The sequence below is a fragment of the Stenotrophomonas panacihumi genome (assembly GCF_001431645.1).
In the GTDB taxonomy this organism is placed as follows: Bacteria; Pseudomonadota; Gammaproteobacteria; order Xanthomonadales; family Xanthomonadaceae; genus Stenotrophomonas_A; species Stenotrophomonas_A panacihumi.
The window spans coordinates 1-18,171 of sequence record NZ_LLXU01000081.1 but is presented as its reverse complement, the minus strand read 5'-3'; the positions used below and the strand labels follow the sequence as shown (position 1 = coordinate 18,171).

The following is an 18,171-nucleotide window of genomic DNA, read 5'->3' as shown; positions in this document are numbered from 1 at the left end:
GCGCCGTGCGTCAGTGCGCGCTGCGGCCGGACAGCATGCGCTCGACGCTGGCCAGGATCTCGGACACGGCGATGCCGTAGGCGCCGGCATTGCCGGCATCGAAGGCGCGCTTCCATTCCTGGTAGCCGGCGATGTACGCCGGGTCCGGCGTGTCCTGGCCGACCAGTTCGGCGTGGCTGCGCTCGAACACCTGGCCGATCACCGGCAGGTGCGCCATCGAGGTCATCACGCCGCCGGCCACGCCGGGATGGCGGATGCGTGCATCGCGCAGCGTGACGTGCAGGATTTCGCCGCCCAGCAGCGGGTGCTGCTCGATGCGGTTGATGAGCAGCACGGGGCGTTCGTCCGCGCTGCGGCCTTCGCAGCGCCACAGCTGGCCGACGGCGTACGGGGAAGGGGAAGAAGCGGACATGCAACACCTGATGCAGGAGGAGAACGCCATGATGCCCGTTAGCGCCGGGGCCTGCACCTGCGCGGACCTGTTCGACAGCGCGCCGTACCGCACCGTCGTGGCCGATGCCGAAGGCGGCGTGCGCTACTGGCCGCAATGGGTGGGGCAGGCGCAGGCCGAAGACTGGTTCGCCGCGCTGCGCGACGGCATCGAATGGCAGACGCTGCAGCGGCCGATGTACGAGCGCATCGTCGACGTGCCGCGCCTGCTGGCGCATTTCGAACTGGCCGCGCTGCCGGCCGGCTCGCCGCTGGCGCGGATGTGGGCGCAGGTGAACGCCACGGTGCCCGGCGCGTATACCCACGCCGGCCTCAACCTGTACCGCGATGGCCGCGACAGCGTCGCCATGCACAACGACAAGCTGCACTCGCTGGTGCCGGGCGAGCCGATCGCGCTGGTCTCGCTGGGCGATACCCGGCGCATGAACCTGCGCGCCAAGGACGGTGGCCGCGCCTGCGGGCTGGACCTCGCCCCGGGCAGCCTGCTGGCGATGAGCCATGCTTCCCAGCTCACGCACGAGCACGGCATCCCGAAGACCGCGCGGCCGGTGGGGCCGCGGATGAGCGTGGTGTTCCGCGCACGCCCCCAGGCAGCGCGTTAGGGGGCCGGGCGCTTATCATCCGCGCCATGACCGCGATCGATGCCACCGACCTGGAAGCCCTGTTCGACGCCGTGCCGGACGTGCTGTTCTTCGTCAAGGATCGCGAGGGCCGCTATACCTACGTCAACCAGACGATGCTGCGGCGGCTGGGGCTCAAATCGCGGCAGGAGCTGATCGGCAAGCGCGTGGCCGAGGTGTACCCCATCGGCCTGGGCGCCAACTACGCCAACCAGGACGAACAGGTGCTGGCCGGCGCGGTCATCGACAACGTGCTCGAACTGCACCTGTTCGCCAACCGCGAGACCGGCTGGTGCCTGACCTGCAAGCGGCCGCTGTGGGTGGACGGCGAGGTGCGCGGCATCATCGGCATCTCGCGCGACCTCGGCCCGCAGGAAGGGCGCGACGCGCAGCGCGACGAGCAGTACGAAAAGCTGCGCCTGGCGCTGGCCTACCTGCACGCGCACTACACCCAGCCGGTGCGGCTGCAGACGCTGGTGGAGCTGACCGGCTTTTCGATGTCCAAGTTGCAGCGCTCGTTCCGCCGTGTATTCCAGCTGACGCCGCAGCAGGTGCTGCTGCGCCTGCGCCTGCATCGCGCGATGCAGCTGCTGGACGAGCGCAAGCTGAGCATCACCGATATCGGCCACGCCTGCGGTTTCAGCGACCAGAGCGCCTTCACCCGGCAGTTCAAGGCCGCCACCGGCCTGACCCCGCGCGAATACCGCGGCCTGCCGGTGGCGCAGCGCGGGAGGATCCAGCCCGCGCTGCCCTCCGAGGCATGAGCCCGGCGGCTTACGCCAGCATGCGCAGCTTCTTCTCGCGATCCCACTGACGGGTGCGCGCGGCGGCGACGAAGGCCTTCGCATCCTCCGCCTCGACCACGCCGGCGTCGCGGCCCACGTTGCCGGCCTTGAGCAACGGCTGCGCGCCTTCGTCCCAGGCAATGGCCTTCAGGTGGGCCCAGGCATTGGCGACGAAATCCACCGCCGCCGAATCCTTCGCCAGCTGCTTGCCGGCGTCGGGCGAGAGCAGCACGGCCACCGCATCGAACACGATGGAAGGCGTGCCGGCGAGCTGGCCATCGGCGGCCAGCTGCTTGCCGTCGTCCAGCTTCGCGCCGCCGATCTTCGGCGCGACGATCTTCACCATCGCGCCGTCGGCCTCGGCCGCCTTGCGCAGCGCCTTGACCAGCCCGGCATCCGACCCGTCGTGCACCAGCAGGCCGACGGTGCGGCCCTGCAGCGTGGGCTTCATCTTGCCGATGATCTGCAGGGCGGGGGAGGGCTTCATGTCGATCGGCTCGACGCGCGCGGGCGCGGCGGGTGGCAACGCGGCCATCCCAAGGCCATCGGCCACGCGCTGTGCAAGATCCGCATCGACATGCCGCAGATGGCCGACGACGCGTTCGCGTATCGGCGCGGTTTCCACCTTGGAGAGCTCGAATACGATGGCCGAAGCGATATGCGCCTGCTCCGGCGCGCTCTGGCTGCGATAGAACAGCCGCGCCTGGCTGTAATGGTCGGCGAAGCTTTCCGCGCGGATGCGGCCCTTGGCGCCATCGTCGGCCGGCGTGGCATGGCTGCGGAAGCCGCGCGATGTCTCGCGCGGGCTGTCGCCTTCCAGCGAACTGGGGTCGTAGGCCACGCGTCCCTTGGGCCGCTGCATCTGCATGTGGCCATCGCGCTGGTGGTTGGCGAACGGGCACTGCGGCGCATTGACCGGGATCTGGTGGAAGTTCGGCCCACCCAGGCGGATCAGCTGCGTATCGAGATAGGAGAACAGCCGGCCCTGCAGCAGCGGGTCGTTGCTGAAGTCGATGCCGGGCACGATGTTGGCCGGGCAATAGGCCACCTGTTCGGTCTCGGCGAAGAAGTTGTCCGGCCAGCGATCGAGCACCATGCGCCCGATGATCTGCAGCGGCACCAGTTCCTCGGGAATGAGCTTGGTCGAATCGAGGTGGTCGAACGGGAACTTCGCCGCGTCCTCCTCGGTGAACAGCTGCACGCCGAATTCCCACTCGGGGAAGGCGCCGGCCTGGATGGCTTCGAACAGATCGCGGCGATGGAAATCCGGGTCGGCACCGGCCAGCTTGACCGCCTCGTCCCACACCGTGGATTGCAGGCCGAGCTTGGGCCGCCAATGGAACTTGACGAAGGTGCTGTTGCCCTCCGCGTCGAGCAGCCGGAAGCTGTGGATGCCGAACCCCTCGATCATCCGCAGCGAGCGCGGGATCGCGCGGTCGCTCATCGCCCACATGATCATGTGGATGGACTCGGGCGTGAGCGAGATGAAATCCCAGAACGTATCGTGCGCGCTGGCCGCCTGCGGGAAGCCGCGGTCCGGTTCCATCTTCACCGAGTGGATGAGGTCGGGGAACTTCATTGCATCCTGGATGAAGAACACCGGGATGTTGTTGCCGACCAGGTCGAAATTTCCTTCGCTGGTATAGAACTTCACCGCGAAGCCGCGCACGTCGCGCGGCGTATCGACCGAGCCCGCGCCACCGGCCACGGTGGAGAAGCGGGTGAACACGGGGGTCTTCTTTCCGACCTCGGTGAACAGCTTGGCGGTGGTGTAGCGCGAAAGCGACTTCGTCAGCTCGAAGTAGCCATGCGCCGCGCTGCCCCGCGCATGCACGATGCGCTCGGGAATGCGTTCATGGTCGAAGTGGGTGATTTTCTCGCGGAGGATGAAGTCCTCCAGCAGCGTCGGGCCGCGCGGCGTATCACGCAGCGAATTCTGGTTGTCGGAGACCGGGATGCCCTGGTTGGTCGTCAGCGGCGGGTGGCTGCCGCCGGCCTGCTGGTGCAGTTCGTCGGCATGGCCGCGCGACTCCGCATCGCGCGATGGGCCGGGGGCTTTCTTCGGGGCGGCGGCGGGCTTGGCGGTCGGCTTGCGGGCGGCCATGAAAATCTCCTGCGGGGCGAGCGGATTAGCCCAAGCAGGCTGGTGGCGAGTAGGTTAATGAAGGGTGTGGAGGAAGCCCTTCGCATGCACCCCGGCTTCACGTCGACGTCGGATCGCGGCTGAAGCCGCTCCTGCGTATCCGGTCGCCATGATCCATGGAGCCTGTGGGGGCACACCCCTTTCGGGACCGTAGGCGACATGGATGTCGCCTACGAGCCTCCATGGATGGATTCACGGCGTGTCCCGAAAGGGGTGTGCTCCCGCGGGCTGCGCGCGATCAAAGCGAGCCGATCGACATCGAAGGCCAGTACAAAAGCCAGAAGCCCTCAAAAAAAGAGGGGAGGCCAAAGCCTCCCCAAAAAAAACACACACAAAACTCTCAGAAAGAAACCGAGCGAGAAATCCTCAAACCTCGGCATCTTCCTTGTACGCATCCACCGGAATGCAAGCGCACATCACGTTCTTGTCGCCGTAGACGTTGTCCACGCGCGCCACCGGCGGCCAATACTTCTGCAGCTTCAGCGACGGCAGCGGGAAGGCGGCCAGCTCGCGCGGATACGCGTGCGTCCATTCGCTCGCGCTCACCGCCACTGCCGTGTGCGGCGCATTGCGCAGCGGATTGTCCTCGCGATCCAGCTTGCCTTCCTCCACCGCGCGGATTTCGTCACGGATCTGGATCATCGCGTCGATGAAGCGATCCAGCTCGTGCAGCGACTCGCTCTCGGTCGGCTCGACCATCAGCGTGCCCGCCACCGGGAAGCTCAGCGTCGGCGCGTGGAAACCGAAATCGATCAGGCGCTTGGCCACGTCCTCGGCGCTGATGCCCGTCGCATCCTTCAGCGGACGCAGGTCCAGGATGCACTCGTGCGCCACCAGCCCGTTGCGGCCGGTGTACAGCGTCTCGTAATGCGGCGCCAGGCGCTTGGCGATGTAGTTTGCGTTGAGCAGCGCCAGCTGCGTCGCGCGACGCAGGCCTTCGCGGCCCATCATCGTCACGTACATCCAGCTGATCGGCAGGATCGACGCCGAACCGAAGCTCGCCGCCGACACCATGCCCACGTCGCCCTCGCCACCGAAGGTCTTCGGCAGGAACGGCGCCAGGTGCGACTTCACCGCGCACGGGCCCACGCCCGGGCCGCCGCCGCCGTGCGGAATGCAGAACGTCTTGTGCAGGTTGAGGTGCGACACGTCCGAACCCCACTTGCCCGGCTTCGCCACGCCGACCAGCGCGTTCATGTTCGCGCCGTCGGTGTACACCTGGCCGCCGTGCTGGTGGATGATCTCGCAGATCTCCACCACCTCTTCCTCGAACACGCCGTGCGTGGACGGGTAGGTCATCATGATCGCGGCCAGGCGGTCGCTGTACTTCTCCGCGTTGCGGCGGATGTCTTCCACGTCGACGTTGCCGTTGGCATCGGTCTTGGTGACCACCACCGTCATGCCGCACATCTGCGCCGAGGCCGGGTTGGTGCCGTGCGCCGAATCCGGGATCAGGCAGATGTCGCGATGGCCCTCGCCACGCGCGCGGTGGTAGGCGCGAATCGCCAGCAGGCCGGCGTACTCGCCCTGCGCGCCGGAGTTCGGCTGCAGGCTCACCGCGTCATAGCCGGTGCACTCGACCAGCATCGCCTCCAGCCCGTCGATCAGCTGCTTGTAGCCCAGCGCCTGCGAGGCCGGCGCCAGCGGATGGATGTTGCCGAACTCCGGCCACGTCACCGGGATCATCTCGGCGGTGGCGTTGAGCTTCATCGTGCACGAGCCCAGCGGGATCATCGTGCGATCCATCGCCAGGTCCTTGTCGGCCAGCGAACGCATGTAGCGCAGCAGTTCGTGCTCGCTGTGGTGCGTGTTGAACACCGGGTGGGTCAGGAAGTCCGTGTCGCGCAGCAAGCCGGTGGGCAGGGCGTCGGCGGTGGCCGCGTCGAGCGCGTCGATGTCATCGACCTTCGCGCCGAACAGCGCGGCCAGCGCGGCGATGTCGGCGCGCGTGGTGGTCTCGTCCAGGCTGATGCCCACGCTGCGCGCGTCCAGGCGGCGCAGGTTGATGCGCGCGGCTTCCGCCTTGGCGTGGATCGCCGCGGCGTCGATGTCGACCACGTGCAGGGTGTCGAAGAAGTCCGGGCCCACGGTCACGCCGGCCTGGCGCAGCGCGCCGGCCAGGATCGCCGCCAGGCGGTGGGTGCGGCGCGCGATGCGCACCAGGCCCTCGGGGCCGTGGTACACCGCGTACATGCTCGCCATCACCGCCAGCAGCACCTGCGCGGTGCAGATGTTGGAGGTCGCCTTCTCGCGGCGGATGTGCTGCTCGCGGGTCTGCAGCGCGAGGCGGTAGGCCGGGCGGCCTTCGGCATCGATCGACACGCCGATCAGGCGGCCCGGCATCGAGCGCTTGTACGCGTCGCGGCAGGCCATGAACGCCGCGTGCGGGCCGCCGAAGCCGAACGGCACGCCGAAGCGCTGGCTGTTGCCGACCACGATGTCCGCGCCCCAGGTGCCGGGCGCGGCGATCAGGGTGAGCGCGAGCAGGTCGCTGGCCACGGCCACCAGGCCGCCGCGCGCGTGCACCGCGCCGGCCAGTGCCTTGTAGTCGTGGACCTGGCCGAAGGTGTCCGGGTACTGCAGCAGCACGCCGAAGGTATCCAGCTCCAGCGCTTCGGTGTCATCGCCGATGTGCAGCTCGATGCCCATCGGCTCGGCGCGCGTGCGCAGCACTTCCAGCGTCTGCGGGTGCACGCCGCGGGAAACGAAGAACACGTTGGACTTCGACTTGGCCGAACGCTTGGCCAGCGTCATCGCCTCGGCGGCGGCGGTGCCCTCGTCCAGCAGCGAGGCGTTGGCGATCTCCATGCCGGTGAGGTCGGCGCACAGCGTCTGGAAGTTGATCAGCGCTTCCATGCGGCCCTGCGAGATCTCGGCCTGGTACGGCGTGTAGGCCGTGTACCACGCCGGGTTCTCCAGGATGTTGCGCAGGATGACGTTCGGCGTGTGGGTGCCGTAGTAGCCCTGGCCGATGAAGCTGCGGAACACCTGGTTCTTGTCGGCGATGGCGCGGATCTTGGCCAGCGCCTCGACCTCGCTGATCGCCTCGGGCAGGGCCAGCGGGGCGGCCGACTTGATGCTGCCCGGCACGATGGCGTCGGTCAGCGCGTCCAGCGAAGCGTGGCCGACCACGCCCAGCATCTGCGCGATCTCAGCGTCGTTGGGGCCGATGTGGCGCGCGATGAAGGCGTCGTGGTGCTCGAGCGCGCGCAGCGAGGAAGTGTTCTGGGACATGGCGGTGTTCCGGCAGGAAGAAGGGGGCGGCGAAGGACGCCTCGCATCGACCGCGCATCTGCCGCGAAAGCAGGGCGCAAGCGACCACGAAGTGTTCCTCGCGCCCCTCTGTCCTTTTGCCTGAGAGTTTGGAAAGGCGGATCGCTCCACCTCTCGTGCCCCTTCGGCGCCGGATCGAACCGGTCTCTCCAGAGTGTTGGGGTGCGCCATGCCGCGCGCACCTCGCAGGGGTGGTATGGGAGCCTGAGCGATTACGGGCGATTGCGCCTTCGGCAGCGGGCGAACCCGCTTCTCCCACCGCCTGCGGTGTTGGCCGGCATTATAGGGGGCGGCGGGGGCGTTGCGCCGCGCCCGCGGGGCCTGCGCGCGGATGAATGCGCAAACCGGCGCGGGGTGCCCCGGCGCGGCGCATCCAGTAAGCTGGGCATCTCCCGGATGCGTCGACGCGCCGGCCCGCCGGGCTGGCGCCGCCGCCGTTGCCGTTTCCACCGCCCGCGCCTTGCCGAGCCCCTCCGGGCCCGGTCGTGCCAGCCTTTCCCGGCGGTGGCCCGCACAGCCAAGGATTCGTGTGAACACCGCCCCCGCCCCGACGCCGCCCTCCACCCGCCGCATGGCCCTGCTGCTGGCGGGCCTGGCCATGTTCGGCCCGTTCTCGATCGACACCATCTTCCCGGCGTTCACCCAGCTGGAGCAGCGGCTGCACGCCGACCCGGTGGCGATCCAGCAGACGGTGAGCATCTACTTGCTGTTCTACGGCCTGATGAGCCTGGCCCACGGCCCGCTGTCCGATGCCTGGGGCCGGCGCAGGGTGATCCTCGGCGGGCTGGTGCTGTTCATCGGCGCCTCGATCGGCTGCGCGCTGTCGCGCGACCTGTCCACGCTGCTGCTGTTCCGCGCGCTGCAGGGCGTGTCGGCCGGCGTGGGCGTGATCGTCGGCCGCGCGGTGATCCGCGACCTGTTCCATGGCCACGATGCGCAGCGGCTGATGAGCCAGGTCTCGATGATCTTCGGCGTCGCCCCGGCCATCGCCCCGATCATCGGCGGCTGGCTGCTGGCCACCGGCGCCGGCTGGCCGCTGATCTTCTGGTTCCTGGTGGGCTTTGCCACGCTGCTGCTCATCGCCACGATCTTCGCCCTGCCCGAAACCCACCTGCCGGCCGCGCGCACCCCGCTGCACGCCGGCCGCCTGCTGCGCGACTACCGCCGCATCGGGCTGTCGCCGCGCTTCCTGCGCCTGGCCGGCGCCGGCGGTTTCACCTTCGGCGGCGTGTTCCTCTACATCGCCTCGGCGCCGGTGATGGTGATGCAGCACCTGCGGCTGGGCGAGGGCGATTTCGCCTGGTTGTTCATCCCCACCATCGGCGGCCTGACCCTGGGCGCGTTCCTGTCCGGGCGCATGGCCGGCAAGGCCACGCCGAAGGTGCAGGTGCGCCTGGGTTACTGGCTGATCCTGCTGTCGGCGGTGAGCAACCTGGCCTACACGCTCTCGGTGGCGCAGATCAGCGTGCCGTGGGCGGTGATCCCGATCTTCCTTGGCGGCACCGGCATGGGCCTGATCTTCCCGATCCTGGCGCTGTCGGTGATCGACCTGGCGCCGCAGCAGCGCGGGCTGGCCTCCTCGCTGCAGATGTTCGTGCAGCTGATGATCAACACGATGGTGGCCGGCGTGGTGTCGCCGCTGCTGAGCGACTCGCCGCTGCACCTGGCCCTCGGCGCGACGGGATTTTTCCTCGCCGGCTGGCTATTGTGGCGGTGGGAGCGGCGCAGCTACCGGCGCCTGTCGCGGATGCCCGTCGCTTCCCCCACGCCTGCCGCCGGAGCCTGAACCATGTCGACCGATTCCAAGCTGCGCCGCGATGCCCGCCGCCGCCAGGACGAGCGCGCGCGCAACCGCGCCGCCGCCGCCCCGCAGGCCCCGGCCACGCCGGTGGAGCCGCACGCCGAACTGCGCGATGGCGAGCGCAAGCTGCTGGCCGGCATCGTGCGCCGCGATGGCGAATGGGTGCTGGGCATGGATGGCCGCATTGCCGGCGAGAGCCCGAGCGCGGCGCACGTGCTGGCGATGATCATGCTGGCCGGCGAGTTGCACGAACGCGAAGGCCGCCCGGTGCGGCTGGCGTATTCGGATGCGCTGAAGGACGCCGCCCACGCCGAGGCGAAGGCCGAAGGCATGGAGTTCGAGCAGTTCAAGGAACAGCTGGCCGCGCGGATGCGCGGGGCGCAGCAGGCGGGCTGACCCGCCCCGCGGAAAGGCCGCTCAGCGCCGCGGCTGGCGCGCCCGCTCGATGCGCTCGCGCTGCACCTGCGCCAGCGCGGCGATACGCGGCTGGGCCAGGCGCACGCCGATCTGGTACCACACCCCCAGCGACAGGCACAGCGGCCACACCGAGAACGCGGTATCGCGCCAGGCGGCGAAGGCCCATGCCGTGAGCGGCAGCGACACGGCCAGCCACGCCCACGCCTGCCACGCGGTGCGCAGCGCGTGCTGCACCTGGCCGGCGACGATCTCCGCGGCGGTCTCGCGGCGCAGGCCGTACTGCTTCACCAGGCGGTCGACATTCCAGGTCGGGGTCATCGTCTGTTCCTTGCGTGGAGGCGTTCACCCCCAGCCTCCCCGCGCCGGCGCATGCATGCAAGCACGCGCCGGGCGGGCCCGCGTCAGGGCTGGGCCGGCTTGGCCGCCGCCGGTGCTTCCCAGCCGCACATGCGGCCCTGGTTCTGCTGCTTGAGCCATTCCTGCATCGGCGCGAAGTACTCCAGCATCGGGCCGGCATCGACATGGTCCTCGCCGGTCAGCTCCTTGAGCGTGGCCTGCCACGGCTGGCTGTTGCCGCGCTGGAGCATGTTCCAGAACTTCTGCCCGGCTTCCTTGTTGCCGTAGAAGCTGCACTCGTACAGCGGGCCGGTGTAACCGGCGGCCTGGCACAGGCCCTTGTAGAACTGGAACTGCAGCAGGTGCGAGAGGAAGTAGCGGGTGTAAGGCGTGTTGCCCGGCACGTGGTACTTGGCGCCCGGGTCGAAGAACTGTTCGCCGCGCGGGGTCACCGGGGCCACGCCCTGGTACTTGGCCTTCAGCTGCCACCACGCCTGGTTGTAGTGGTCCGGGGTGATCGAACCGTCGAACACGCCCCAGCGCCAGCGGTCGATCATCAGCCCGAACGGCAGGAACGCCACCTTGGCCAGCGCCATGCGCATCTGCGCGTTGATCAGCGCCTCGCGGCTGTGCTGCACCTCGCCGACCAGCCCGACCGAATGCAGGTAATCGGGCGTCATCGACAGCACCACGGTGTCGCCGATGGCTTCGTGGAAGCCGTCGTTGGCACCGTTCTGGAACAGCGGCGGCAGCGGGTTGTAGGCCAGGTCGTAATAGATGTGGCCGAGCTCGTGGTAGATGGTGGTGAAGTCCTCTTCGCTCGGCTTGATGCACATCTTGGTGCGCACGTCCGGGCCGGTCTTCTGCGCGGCATCACCGCCCATGTTCAGGTCCCACGCGCTGGCGTGGCAGACCACGTCGCGGTCCAGCGGCTTGATGAACTGCGAACGCTGCCAGTAGCCGTCCGGCAGCTTGGGCATGCCCAGCGAGGTGTAGAAATCCTGCGCGCGTTCCGTCATCGCCTTGGCGGTGCGCAGCTCGGCCTCGCGCTGCGCCTTGAAGCGCGCCTCCACGCTGCCGTTGCTGCCGCCGGGTACGCGGGTGAGCGCGGTGCTGAGTTCACCCTGGTACTGCTTCTCCAGCGCGGCGGTGATGTCCAGGTCGCCGGCGCCGGGGTAGGGCTGCAGCAGGTCCCACAGGTTGCTCCAGTCCTGCTGCCACATGTTGCCCATCAGGTGGGCCGGCAACAGGCCGCCGGGCAGCTCGCCCTTGTCCTGGCCGTAGTGCGCGTCGAGCTTGCCGCGCGCATAGCACTGCAGCTGCTCGTACAGCGGCTTGACCTGTTCCCACAGGCGGTCGGTCTCGGCGGCGATCTGTTCCGGCGGCATGTCGTAGCCGCTGCGCCACATCTGCCCCACGTCCTTGAAGCCGCTGTCGCGCGCGCCTTCGTTGGCCAGTTCGACGAAGCGCTGGTAGTCGGCGCGCATCGGCGCGGCCACGCCCTGCCAGCCCTGCCAGGCGTCGAGCTGTTCGTCGTAATCGCGGCTGCGCGCCAGCACCTGCTCCAGTTCGCCGAGCTGGCGGCACTGCTTGGCATCGCCTTCGCCGCGGCAGTACGTGCCGGCGCCGTAGTCGCCTTCCATGCGGCTGGCGATGGTGGTCAGTTCGGCCAGGCGCGCCGGGTCGCGCGGGGCAGGCATCGCGCTCATCAGGCGCAGCAGCTGCAGGGCGCGCGCGGTGTCCGGCGACATCGGCTGGCCGTCGTACTGGCGCGCCTGGGCGATCCAGGCATTGAGCTGGGTGAGCGCGCGTTCGTTGGCCTTGGCGGCGATGCGCTGCGAGTCGTCGTTGATGTAGGTCGCCGACAGCCACTGCGCCGAGCTGATTTCCGGGTAGGCGGCCTTGTACTCCTCGTTGACCCGGGCGATGAACGCATCGGCGCTCTCGGCCGGTGCCTGGGCCGGTGCTTCGGCGGCGGGCGGCGCGGTGGGTTCGCGACGGCAGGCGGACAGCGACAGCGCGCCGACGATGGCGACGGCCAGGAGCGGAAGGCGAGGGTTCACGGCGGATCCTTGCGGGACGATCCGCGGAGGCTAGAGGCCGCGCGCCGGGGCCGCAAGGGGCGGCCGGCGCGCGTCGGGGGCTCAGGCCGGCTGCTGGCAGCCGGCGAACAGGTCGCGCGAGGAATCGTAGAGCGAGGTGCGCACCTGCATCAGGCCCAGCACCGAGGGGAACAGGTTGTCGTGGTCGGCGCGGCCGGCGGCGCGCTGGCGCACGCATTGCAGGTCCAGGCCGCGGTCGCGGGCGAACTGCGGCGAGAACCACATCACCATCGGCACATGGGTCTGCTCCTGCGGGGCGATGGCGTACGGCACGCCATGCAGGTACAGGCCCTTCTCGCCCAGCGATTCGCCGTGGTCGGAGAGGTAGATCATCGCGGTGTCGTAATCGGGCATCGCGCGCAGCGTGCCGATCGCGCGGTCCAGGAAGTGGTCGGTGTAGAGCACCGCGTTGTCGTAGGCGTTGACGATCTGCTCGCGGCTGCACTGGCCCAGGTCCGCGTTCTGGCAGGCCGGGTTGAAGCGCGCGAACGTGGCCGGGTAGCGCTCGTAGTAGCTCGGGCCATGGTTGCCGAGCTGGTGCAGCACCACCACGCGGTCGCCCGGGCGGGCACGCACCTGCGCGGCGAGGTCGTCGAGCAGCACTTCGTCCATGCAGCGGCCGTCCTTGCACAGGCCGGCGATCTTCGCATCGTCCAGCTGCTGGATCGGCAAGCCGTCGCACACGCCCTTGCAGCCGCTCTGGTTGTCGCGCCACAGCACGCCGACGCCGGCATGGTCGAGCACGTGCAGCAGTGACTGATGGCCGCGGATGGTGTCCTCGTTGTAGTCGTGGCGGCCCCACGGCGAGAACATGCACGGCACCGATACCTCGGTGCTGGTGCCGCACGAATGCATGTCGGGGAAGTTGATGAGCCCGTCCACCTGGGCCAGTTCCGGCGTGGTCTGCCGCGTGTAGCCGTTGAGGCCGAAGTTCTGCGCGCGCATCGTTTCGCCCAGCACGATCAGCAGCAGGCGCGGGCGCGATTCAGGCGCGCGCGGCGTGGCGGTGGCGTCCTGGCCGATGGGCAGCTTCGGCGCCTTGTGGCCCGGCGTGGCCGTCTTCAGGTTGGCGCGCAGCGCGGCCAGCGTGTTGATCGGCGTGGCGAGGTAGCGGATCTCGTGGTGGTTGCGCATCAGCGCGGAGAGGTTCTGGAACGACAGCAGCGCCGCGCCCGCGCCGACCACGCCCACCACCAGCAGGAAGCCGGCGCGGACCAGCAGTGCGCGACCCATCGGGCGGGCGCGCAGCCGCAGCCGCCACAGCACGGTGATCGGCAGCACGCCGTAGGCCAGCAGCGGCAGCAGCAGCGAGGCGGTGATGAGCTCGCCGGACTCCTTGCGGTCGGTGGCGAGCACGTTGCGCAGCATGTCCGCGTCGACATACACGTTGTAGCGGCCCATGTAATAGGTGGTGAACGCGGTGCTGAGCAGCAGCACGCTCAGCAGCACCTTCGCGTTCCAGCGCCACACCAGCAGGCCCAGCAACAGGCTGTGCACGGCGACCAGCACGGCCAGCAGCGAGAGCGTCATGCCGATCCCGCCGCCGCTCCATGCGGTGGCGCTACGCCAGAACAGGCCGTTGCAGGCCAGTGCGAAGAACACGCTGGTGGCAAGGATCAGGCCTTCGGTGGACAGCGTCGGGCGCCAGCGCCAGTCGATGTCGCGCAGCCACTGCCGCCATGACGGGCGGGAAATCGAAACGCTCATGCGCGCACCTCCGAGGCGTCTTCGCGGGGGAGCAGGCGGAACAGGAACAGCGGGACGATCCAGCACACCGCCAGCGTCCACAGGTCATGCGAGAGGAAGTGCGCGCCGCGCAGCTCCTGGGAGAAGCCGAACACCGCGCCGACGCACAGGCCGAGCGCAAGTCCCGCCCAGCGCCATTGCGGACGTACCGCCAGCGCGAAGAAGTACAGCGCCACCCATGCGTAGCCGGCGCTGGCATGGCCGGCCGGGAAGCAGCCGGAGGCCGGCACGCCGCCGCGCGATTCGAACAGGCCGTAGAACGCGCGCGTGCCGCCATAGCGCGCCAGGTCCCACGGGCAGTCCATGTGGGTGAGGTGCTTGAACATCGACACCAGCGTGGTGGACAGCACGATGGAACCGAACAGCGCCAGCAGCGGCCAGCGCCACGGATGCTTCGGCGCGCGCCATGCACGGATCGCCGCCATCGCCACCAGCAGCGCGCCCAGCGTGCTCGCCCACTTGCCGATGCGGTGGATGAAGTGGCTGGTGAACCACGCGTCCTTCAATGCCCAGTGGCCGCCTTCCAGGCGATACAGCCAATCGGCGAAGGCCATGTCGCCGCCGCCGGCCGCCAGCCAGGCATTGAGGATCAGCAGCAGCGCGAACGGCAGGTACAGGTGCGTGGCCAGCGGCACGCGCGAATGCGCAAGCGGAAAGGGCGCGGCGGGGAGCGCCGGAGCGGTATGCAGTTCCATCGATCAGACAAGGCGTGCCGAGAGTGCGGCGATGATCGGGAGTGCGTTGTCGGAAAGCGGTCGGATCGGCGCCGCGCGCCGACCGGTTCGTTCAGTCGTCGTTGTCGTCGGCGCCCGCGGTGGTGCCTTCCTGCGTGGCATGGCAGCCCGCATGCCATGCCGTGCCCGGCACCAGCAGCCACTGGTTGCGGTTGGACTGGCCGATCGCCACCACCTGCGCGCGATCCACGCACGCCGGCAGCGCTTCGCGCAGCACGAACAGCCAGCGACGCGTGGGCTGTTCGGCGACCCATGGCCCGGCCTTCGCCCATTGCGTGGCCCAGTCGGCCTTGAAGCCGAATTCGGTCACCGGCCGGTCGGCCTGCAGCAGGTTCTGCTCGCGCCAGGCCACCATGCCGAGCTGCGCGTCAGGACCGATGCGCTGGCCCACGCGTTGCATCAAGCCTGCGGCCGAACTGGAGGCATCCAGTGCGGGTGCGAACACCAAGCCGTAGACGCTCCACAGCACGACGGTGGCCAGCACCACGCCGAGTGCGGCGCGGCGCGTGCGTGCCCAGGCGGCGATCACCCCAAGCCCGATGCCCAGCGCGATGAGGCCGAATTTCAGCTGCTGCACGACACCCGCATCGAGATCGCGGCGCAGTGCATCACGCGGCAGCCACGGGCCGAACGCGACGACCAGCGCGGCCACCGCCAGGAACACCACGTAGCCCAGCAGCAGCCGGCGCGGCCACGGACGCCGCAGCAACCCGGCCAACAGCGGCGCGGCGGCCAGGCAGGCGGCCGGCAGGATCGGCAGGATGTACAGCTCGCGCTTGCCCGGGCTGACGCTGAAGAACAGCAGCACCAGCACGCTCCAGCCCAGCAGCAGCCACTGGCGCGCATCGCCGCGGCGCAGGCGTCGCCACCAGCCGGGGAACAGCGCGGGCAGCAGCAGGCTGCCGGGCAGCCACAACAGCGCGATTACCCGCAGGTAGTACCAGGCCGGCTGCACGTGGTGCCAGGCGGCGGTGTAGCGGGTGGCGGTCTGGCGCAGCAGGATTTCGCGTGCGTAGGCCTGCAGTGACGGATCATCGCTGCGCCACAGCGCCAGCGCGAGCGGCAGCAGCCACACCGCGGTGCCGGCGATGAACATCGGCAGCGTGGCGGCCCAGCGCCAGCCATCGCCGCGCGAAGCGGGCCACGCGCGGCCGTGCAGGCGCGCATGCAGTGCCCACGGCAGCAGCACCAGCAGGGGCAGGAAGCCCACGCCCTTGGTCACCGTGCCGACGCCGGCGGCGAACGCGCCCAGCCACCACGCACGCCAGTGCGGGCCCAGCAGCAGGTGGCGCAGCAGGCCCCACAGCGAGAGCGTGGTCATCGCCAGCAGCACCATGTCGATATGCGCGCGCTTGGCCATCAGGCCGAACTGCAGGGTGGAGAACACCGCCAGCGCGGCGAGGTCGCCGATGCGCGGGTGCCACAGGCGGCGGCCGAGGTCGCGCACCAGCCACAGTACCGCCAGCGCGGCCAGCAGCGAGGGCAGCAGGAAGGCGGTCGTCCAGTCGTGGGTGAGCTGGTAGGCGCCGGCTTGCAGCCACATGAAGACCGGCGGCTTTTCCGCGTACAGCTCGCTGCCGCGGTGGGGCAGCAGCCACTGGCCGCTCTCGACCATGCTGCGCGCGGCCAGCACGAAGCGCGGCTCGTCGGCGGGATTGGGTTGGCGCAGGCCCAGGCCGGCGAGCAGGCTGAGCGCGATCAGCAAACCCACCAGCGCGTTGCGCCAGGGGGCGGGGGAGGCGGTGGTGGGAAGGGTCGTCGGCATCGGCGCGGCGGCTGGCATGGAACCGGGCATGGTGGCGGTGGGGGCGTGGGAAGATTGTCGGAACGCCGCCGGTTTCGACACGATTCCGACATCCAACCGCTACGATGGACGCTCCGTTCCCCCGCGGGTCCCGCATGCGGCTCCTGGTCATCGAAGACAACCGCAACCTGGTCGCCAACCTCTTCGACTATTTCGAAGCGCGCGGCCACGTGCTCGATGCCGCGCCCGACGGCGTGACCGGCCTGCACCTGGCCACCACCCAGGCCTACGACGCGATCATCCTGGACTGGATGATGCCGCGCATGGACGGGCCGGAGGTGCTGCGCCGGCTGCGCGAGGAACACCAGTCGGAAGTGCCGGTGATCATGCTCACCGCGCGCGACGAGCTGCCGGACAAGATCGCCGGTTTCCGCGCCGGCGCCGATGACTACCTCACCAAGCCGTTCGCGCTGCCGGAGCTGGAAGTCCGCCTGGAAGCGCTGCTCGTGCGCGCGCAGGGCCGCGGACGCAGCAAGGCGCTGCAGGTATCCGACCTGCGCCTGGACCTGGCCACGCTGGAGGCCACCCGCGCCGGCCGCCCGCTGCACCTGTACCCGGCCTGCCGCAAGTTGCTGGAAGTGTTGATGCAGGCGAGCCCGGCGGCGGTCACGCGCGAGCGCCTGGAGCACGCGCTGTGGGGCGACGAGCCGCCCGACGGCGACATGCTGCGTTCGCATATCTACGAATTGCGCCGCAGCGTGGATGGCCCGTTCGCCGAGAAGCTGATCCACACCTTGCCGCGCGTCGGTTACCGGCTGGCGCAGGTGGATGCGGCGGAGGCCGGCGATGGCGCCTAAGCCCCGCGCGCTGCGGCGGCAGGTGACCCTGTGGCTGGTGGCCTACGCCGCGCTGATCTCGCTGGCGGTGTTCGTGCACGGCTACATCGTCAACGAGCAGGCCGAGCAGCTGACCTGGCATTCGCTGCTGAAGTCCGAGCTGGACCACTTCGTGCAGCGCAGCGCCGAGGATCCGGATTACCACTGGACCGACAGCCAGACGGTGCAGCTGTTCGGCGACGACGACGATTCGCCGCCGCCGCCCGAATACGCCGGCTTCCAGCCGGGTATCCACGACGGCATCGCCTACCAGGGCCGCGACAAGGTGCTGATGGTGCAGGACGTGAAGGGGCGCCGGCTGGTACTGGCGCTGGACATCACCGAACTGCAGCGGCACGAGAACAACCTCGGCCTGTGGATGGTGGCCTCCAACCTGGTGGCGATCGTGCTGCTCGGCCTGCTGGTGGGTTGGGGCATGGGCCGGGTGGTGAAGCCGCTGAGCCAGATGGCCGAGCGCATCCGCCGGCTGCAGCCGGATCGGCCCGGCCAGCGCGTGGAGCTCGATCCGCGCGCCAGCAGCGAGCAGAAGGTGATCACCGACGCGCTCAACGATTACCTCGGCCGCAACGACCAGTTCGTCGAACGCGAGCGTTCCTTCATCAACAGTGCCAGCCATGAACTGCGCACGCCGATCGCGGTGATCGACGGCGCCAGCGAGTTGGCGTTGGCGCAGGAAGACGTGCCGGCGCCGGTGCGCCACCAGTTGCTGCGCATTCGCCAGACGGCGGCTGGCGTGGAGCAGTTGCTGGCGCTGCTGCTGGTGCTGGCCAAGGATCCGGCGCGGTTGGCGCGCAGCAGCGACGAGGTGCGGCTGGACCAGCTGTTGCCGGAGATCGTGGCCGACCACCAGCACCTGAGCGCGGACAAGGACTTGCGATTGGAACTGCACGCCGAGGTGCCGGCGCGCGTGTTCGCGCCGGTGGCGATCCTGCAGGCGGCGATCGGCAACCTGCTGCGCAATGCCATCGAGAACAGCGACCGCGGCACGATCCGCATCGCCGTGTCGGCGCCGGCCATCGTGCGCATCGAGGACCCGGGGCACGGGATGTCGCCGGAGGAGATCAGCGCGATCTACGCGCGCATGGCGCGCGGCGACTACAGCGGCCGCGCGCCATGCGCGCGTA

Annotated in this window: 14 protein-coding genes and 2 riboswitches; of the genes, 6 read left to right on the top strand and 8 right to left on the bottom strand. The window is 69.5% G+C overall.

Going from position 1 to position 18,171, the window contains the following annotated elements:
* Positions 1-10 precede the first annotated feature (10 nt).
* Complete coding sequence (locus ARC20_RS10315) at positions 11-412, bottom strand: hypothetical protein (RefSeq protein WP_057646765.1); 402 nt, start codon at positions 410-412, stop codon at positions 11-13.
* Positions 413-443: 31 nt separating this feature from the next.
* Here ARC20_RS10315 and ARC20_RS10310 point away from each other — a divergent pair, with 31 nt between their 5' ends.
* Positions 444-1,052 carry an alpha-ketoglutarate-dependent dioxygenase AlkB gene (locus ARC20_RS10310; RefSeq protein ID WP_057646829.1) on the top strand — a complete coding sequence of 203 codons (609 nt, stop codon included), beginning with the start codon at positions 444-446 and terminating at the stop codon, positions 1,050-1,052.
* Between the two features lie 26 nt (positions 1,053-1,078).
* Positions 1,079-1,834, top strand: a complete 756-nt coding sequence (locus ARC20_RS10305; protein ID WP_057646763.1) for an AraC family transcriptional regulator — start codon at positions 1,079-1,081, stop codon at positions 1,832-1,834.
* Positions 1,835-1,844: 10 nt separating this feature from the next.
* Here ARC20_RS10305 and ARC20_RS10300 read toward each other — a convergent pair whose 3' ends face one another.
* Both ARC20_RS10300 and gcvP read right to left on the bottom strand, forming a co-directional pair.
* A complete protein-coding gene (locus ARC20_RS10300; protein WP_057646762.1) occupies positions 1,845-3,959 on the bottom strand; it encodes a catalase in 2,115 nt (704 codons plus the stop codon).
* Between the two features lie 405 nt (positions 3,960-4,364).
* Positions 4,365-7,232, bottom strand: a complete 2,868-nt coding sequence (gene gcvP / locus ARC20_RS10295; RefSeq protein ID WP_057646760.1) for an aminomethyl-transferring glycine dehydrogenase — start codon at positions 7,230-7,232, stop codon at positions 4,365-4,367.
* Between the two features lie 98 nt (positions 7,233-7,330).
* Positions 7,331-7,434, bottom strand: a riboswitch (glycine riboswitch).
* 19 nt (positions 7,435-7,453) lie between these two features.
* Positions 7,454-7,539, bottom strand: a riboswitch (glycine riboswitch).
* Positions 7,540-7,842: 303 nt separating this feature from the next.
* Between gcvP and ARC20_RS10290 the strand changes: the two genes are divergently transcribed.
* Both ARC20_RS10290 and ARC20_RS10285 read left to right on the top strand, forming a co-directional pair.
* Complete coding sequence (locus ARC20_RS10290) at positions 7,843-9,057, top strand: multidrug effflux MFS transporter (protein WP_057646827.1); 1,215 nt, start codon at positions 7,843-7,845, stop codon at positions 9,055-9,057.
* A 3-nt stretch (positions 9,058-9,060) separates the two neighbouring features.
* Positions 9,061-9,468, top strand: a complete 408-nt coding sequence (locus ARC20_RS10285) for a hypothetical protein (protein ID WP_057646758.1) — start codon at positions 9,061-9,063, stop codon at positions 9,466-9,468.
* Positions 9,469-9,489: 21 nt separating this feature from the next.
* Here the strand turns inward: ARC20_RS10285 and ARC20_RS10280 are convergent, their stop codons facing one another.
* The 5 genes from ARC20_RS10280 to ARC20_RS10260 form a co-directional block, all read right to left on the bottom strand.
* Entirely contained in the window at positions 9,490-9,807 is a 318-nt protein-coding gene (locus tag ARC20_RS10280) for a hypothetical protein (protein WP_057646756.1), read from the bottom strand.
* Positions 9,808-9,890: 83 nt separating this feature from the next.
* Positions 9,891-11,888: a M2 family metallopeptidase gene (locus tag ARC20_RS10275; RefSeq protein WP_057646754.1), complete on the bottom strand. Its 1,998-nt coding sequence runs from the start codon at positions 11,886-11,888 to the stop codon at positions 9,891-9,893.
* Between the two features lie 81 nt (positions 11,889-11,969).
* Complete coding sequence (locus tag ARC20_RS10270; RefSeq protein ID WP_057646752.1) at positions 11,970-13,634, bottom strand: phosphoethanolamine transferase; 1,665 nt, start codon at positions 13,632-13,634, stop codon at positions 11,970-11,972.
* On the bottom strand, positions 13,631-14,368 hold the full coding sequence (locus ARC20_RS10265) for a phosphatase PAP2 family protein (protein WP_057646750.1): 738 nt from the start codon (positions 14,366-14,368) through the stop codon (positions 13,631-13,633). Before ARC20_RS10265 ends, ARC20_RS10270 begins: the two co-directional genes overlap by 4 nt.
* A gap of 91 nt (positions 14,369-14,459) precedes the next feature.
* Complete coding sequence (locus tag ARC20_RS10260) at positions 14,460-16,172, bottom strand: ArnT family glycosyltransferase (RefSeq protein ID WP_057646749.1); 1,713 nt, start codon at positions 16,170-16,172, stop codon at positions 14,460-14,462.
* A 134-nt stretch (positions 16,173-16,306) separates the two neighbouring features.
* Here ARC20_RS10260 and ARC20_RS10255 point away from each other — a divergent pair, with 134 nt between their 5' ends.
* Both ARC20_RS10255 and ARC20_RS10250 read left to right on the top strand, forming a co-directional pair.
* The gene (locus tag ARC20_RS10255) at positions 16,307-17,008 is read left to right on the top strand and encodes a response regulator transcription factor (protein WP_057646747.1); all 702 of its coding nucleotides are present in this window, start codon (positions 16,307-16,309) and stop codon (positions 17,006-17,008) included.
* The coding region (locus ARC20_RS10250) for a sensor histidine kinase (RefSeq protein ID WP_057646744.1) at positions 16,998-18,171 on the top strand (1,174 nt) is incomplete at its 3' end. The genes ARC20_RS10255 and ARC20_RS10250, both read left to right, overlap by 11 nt.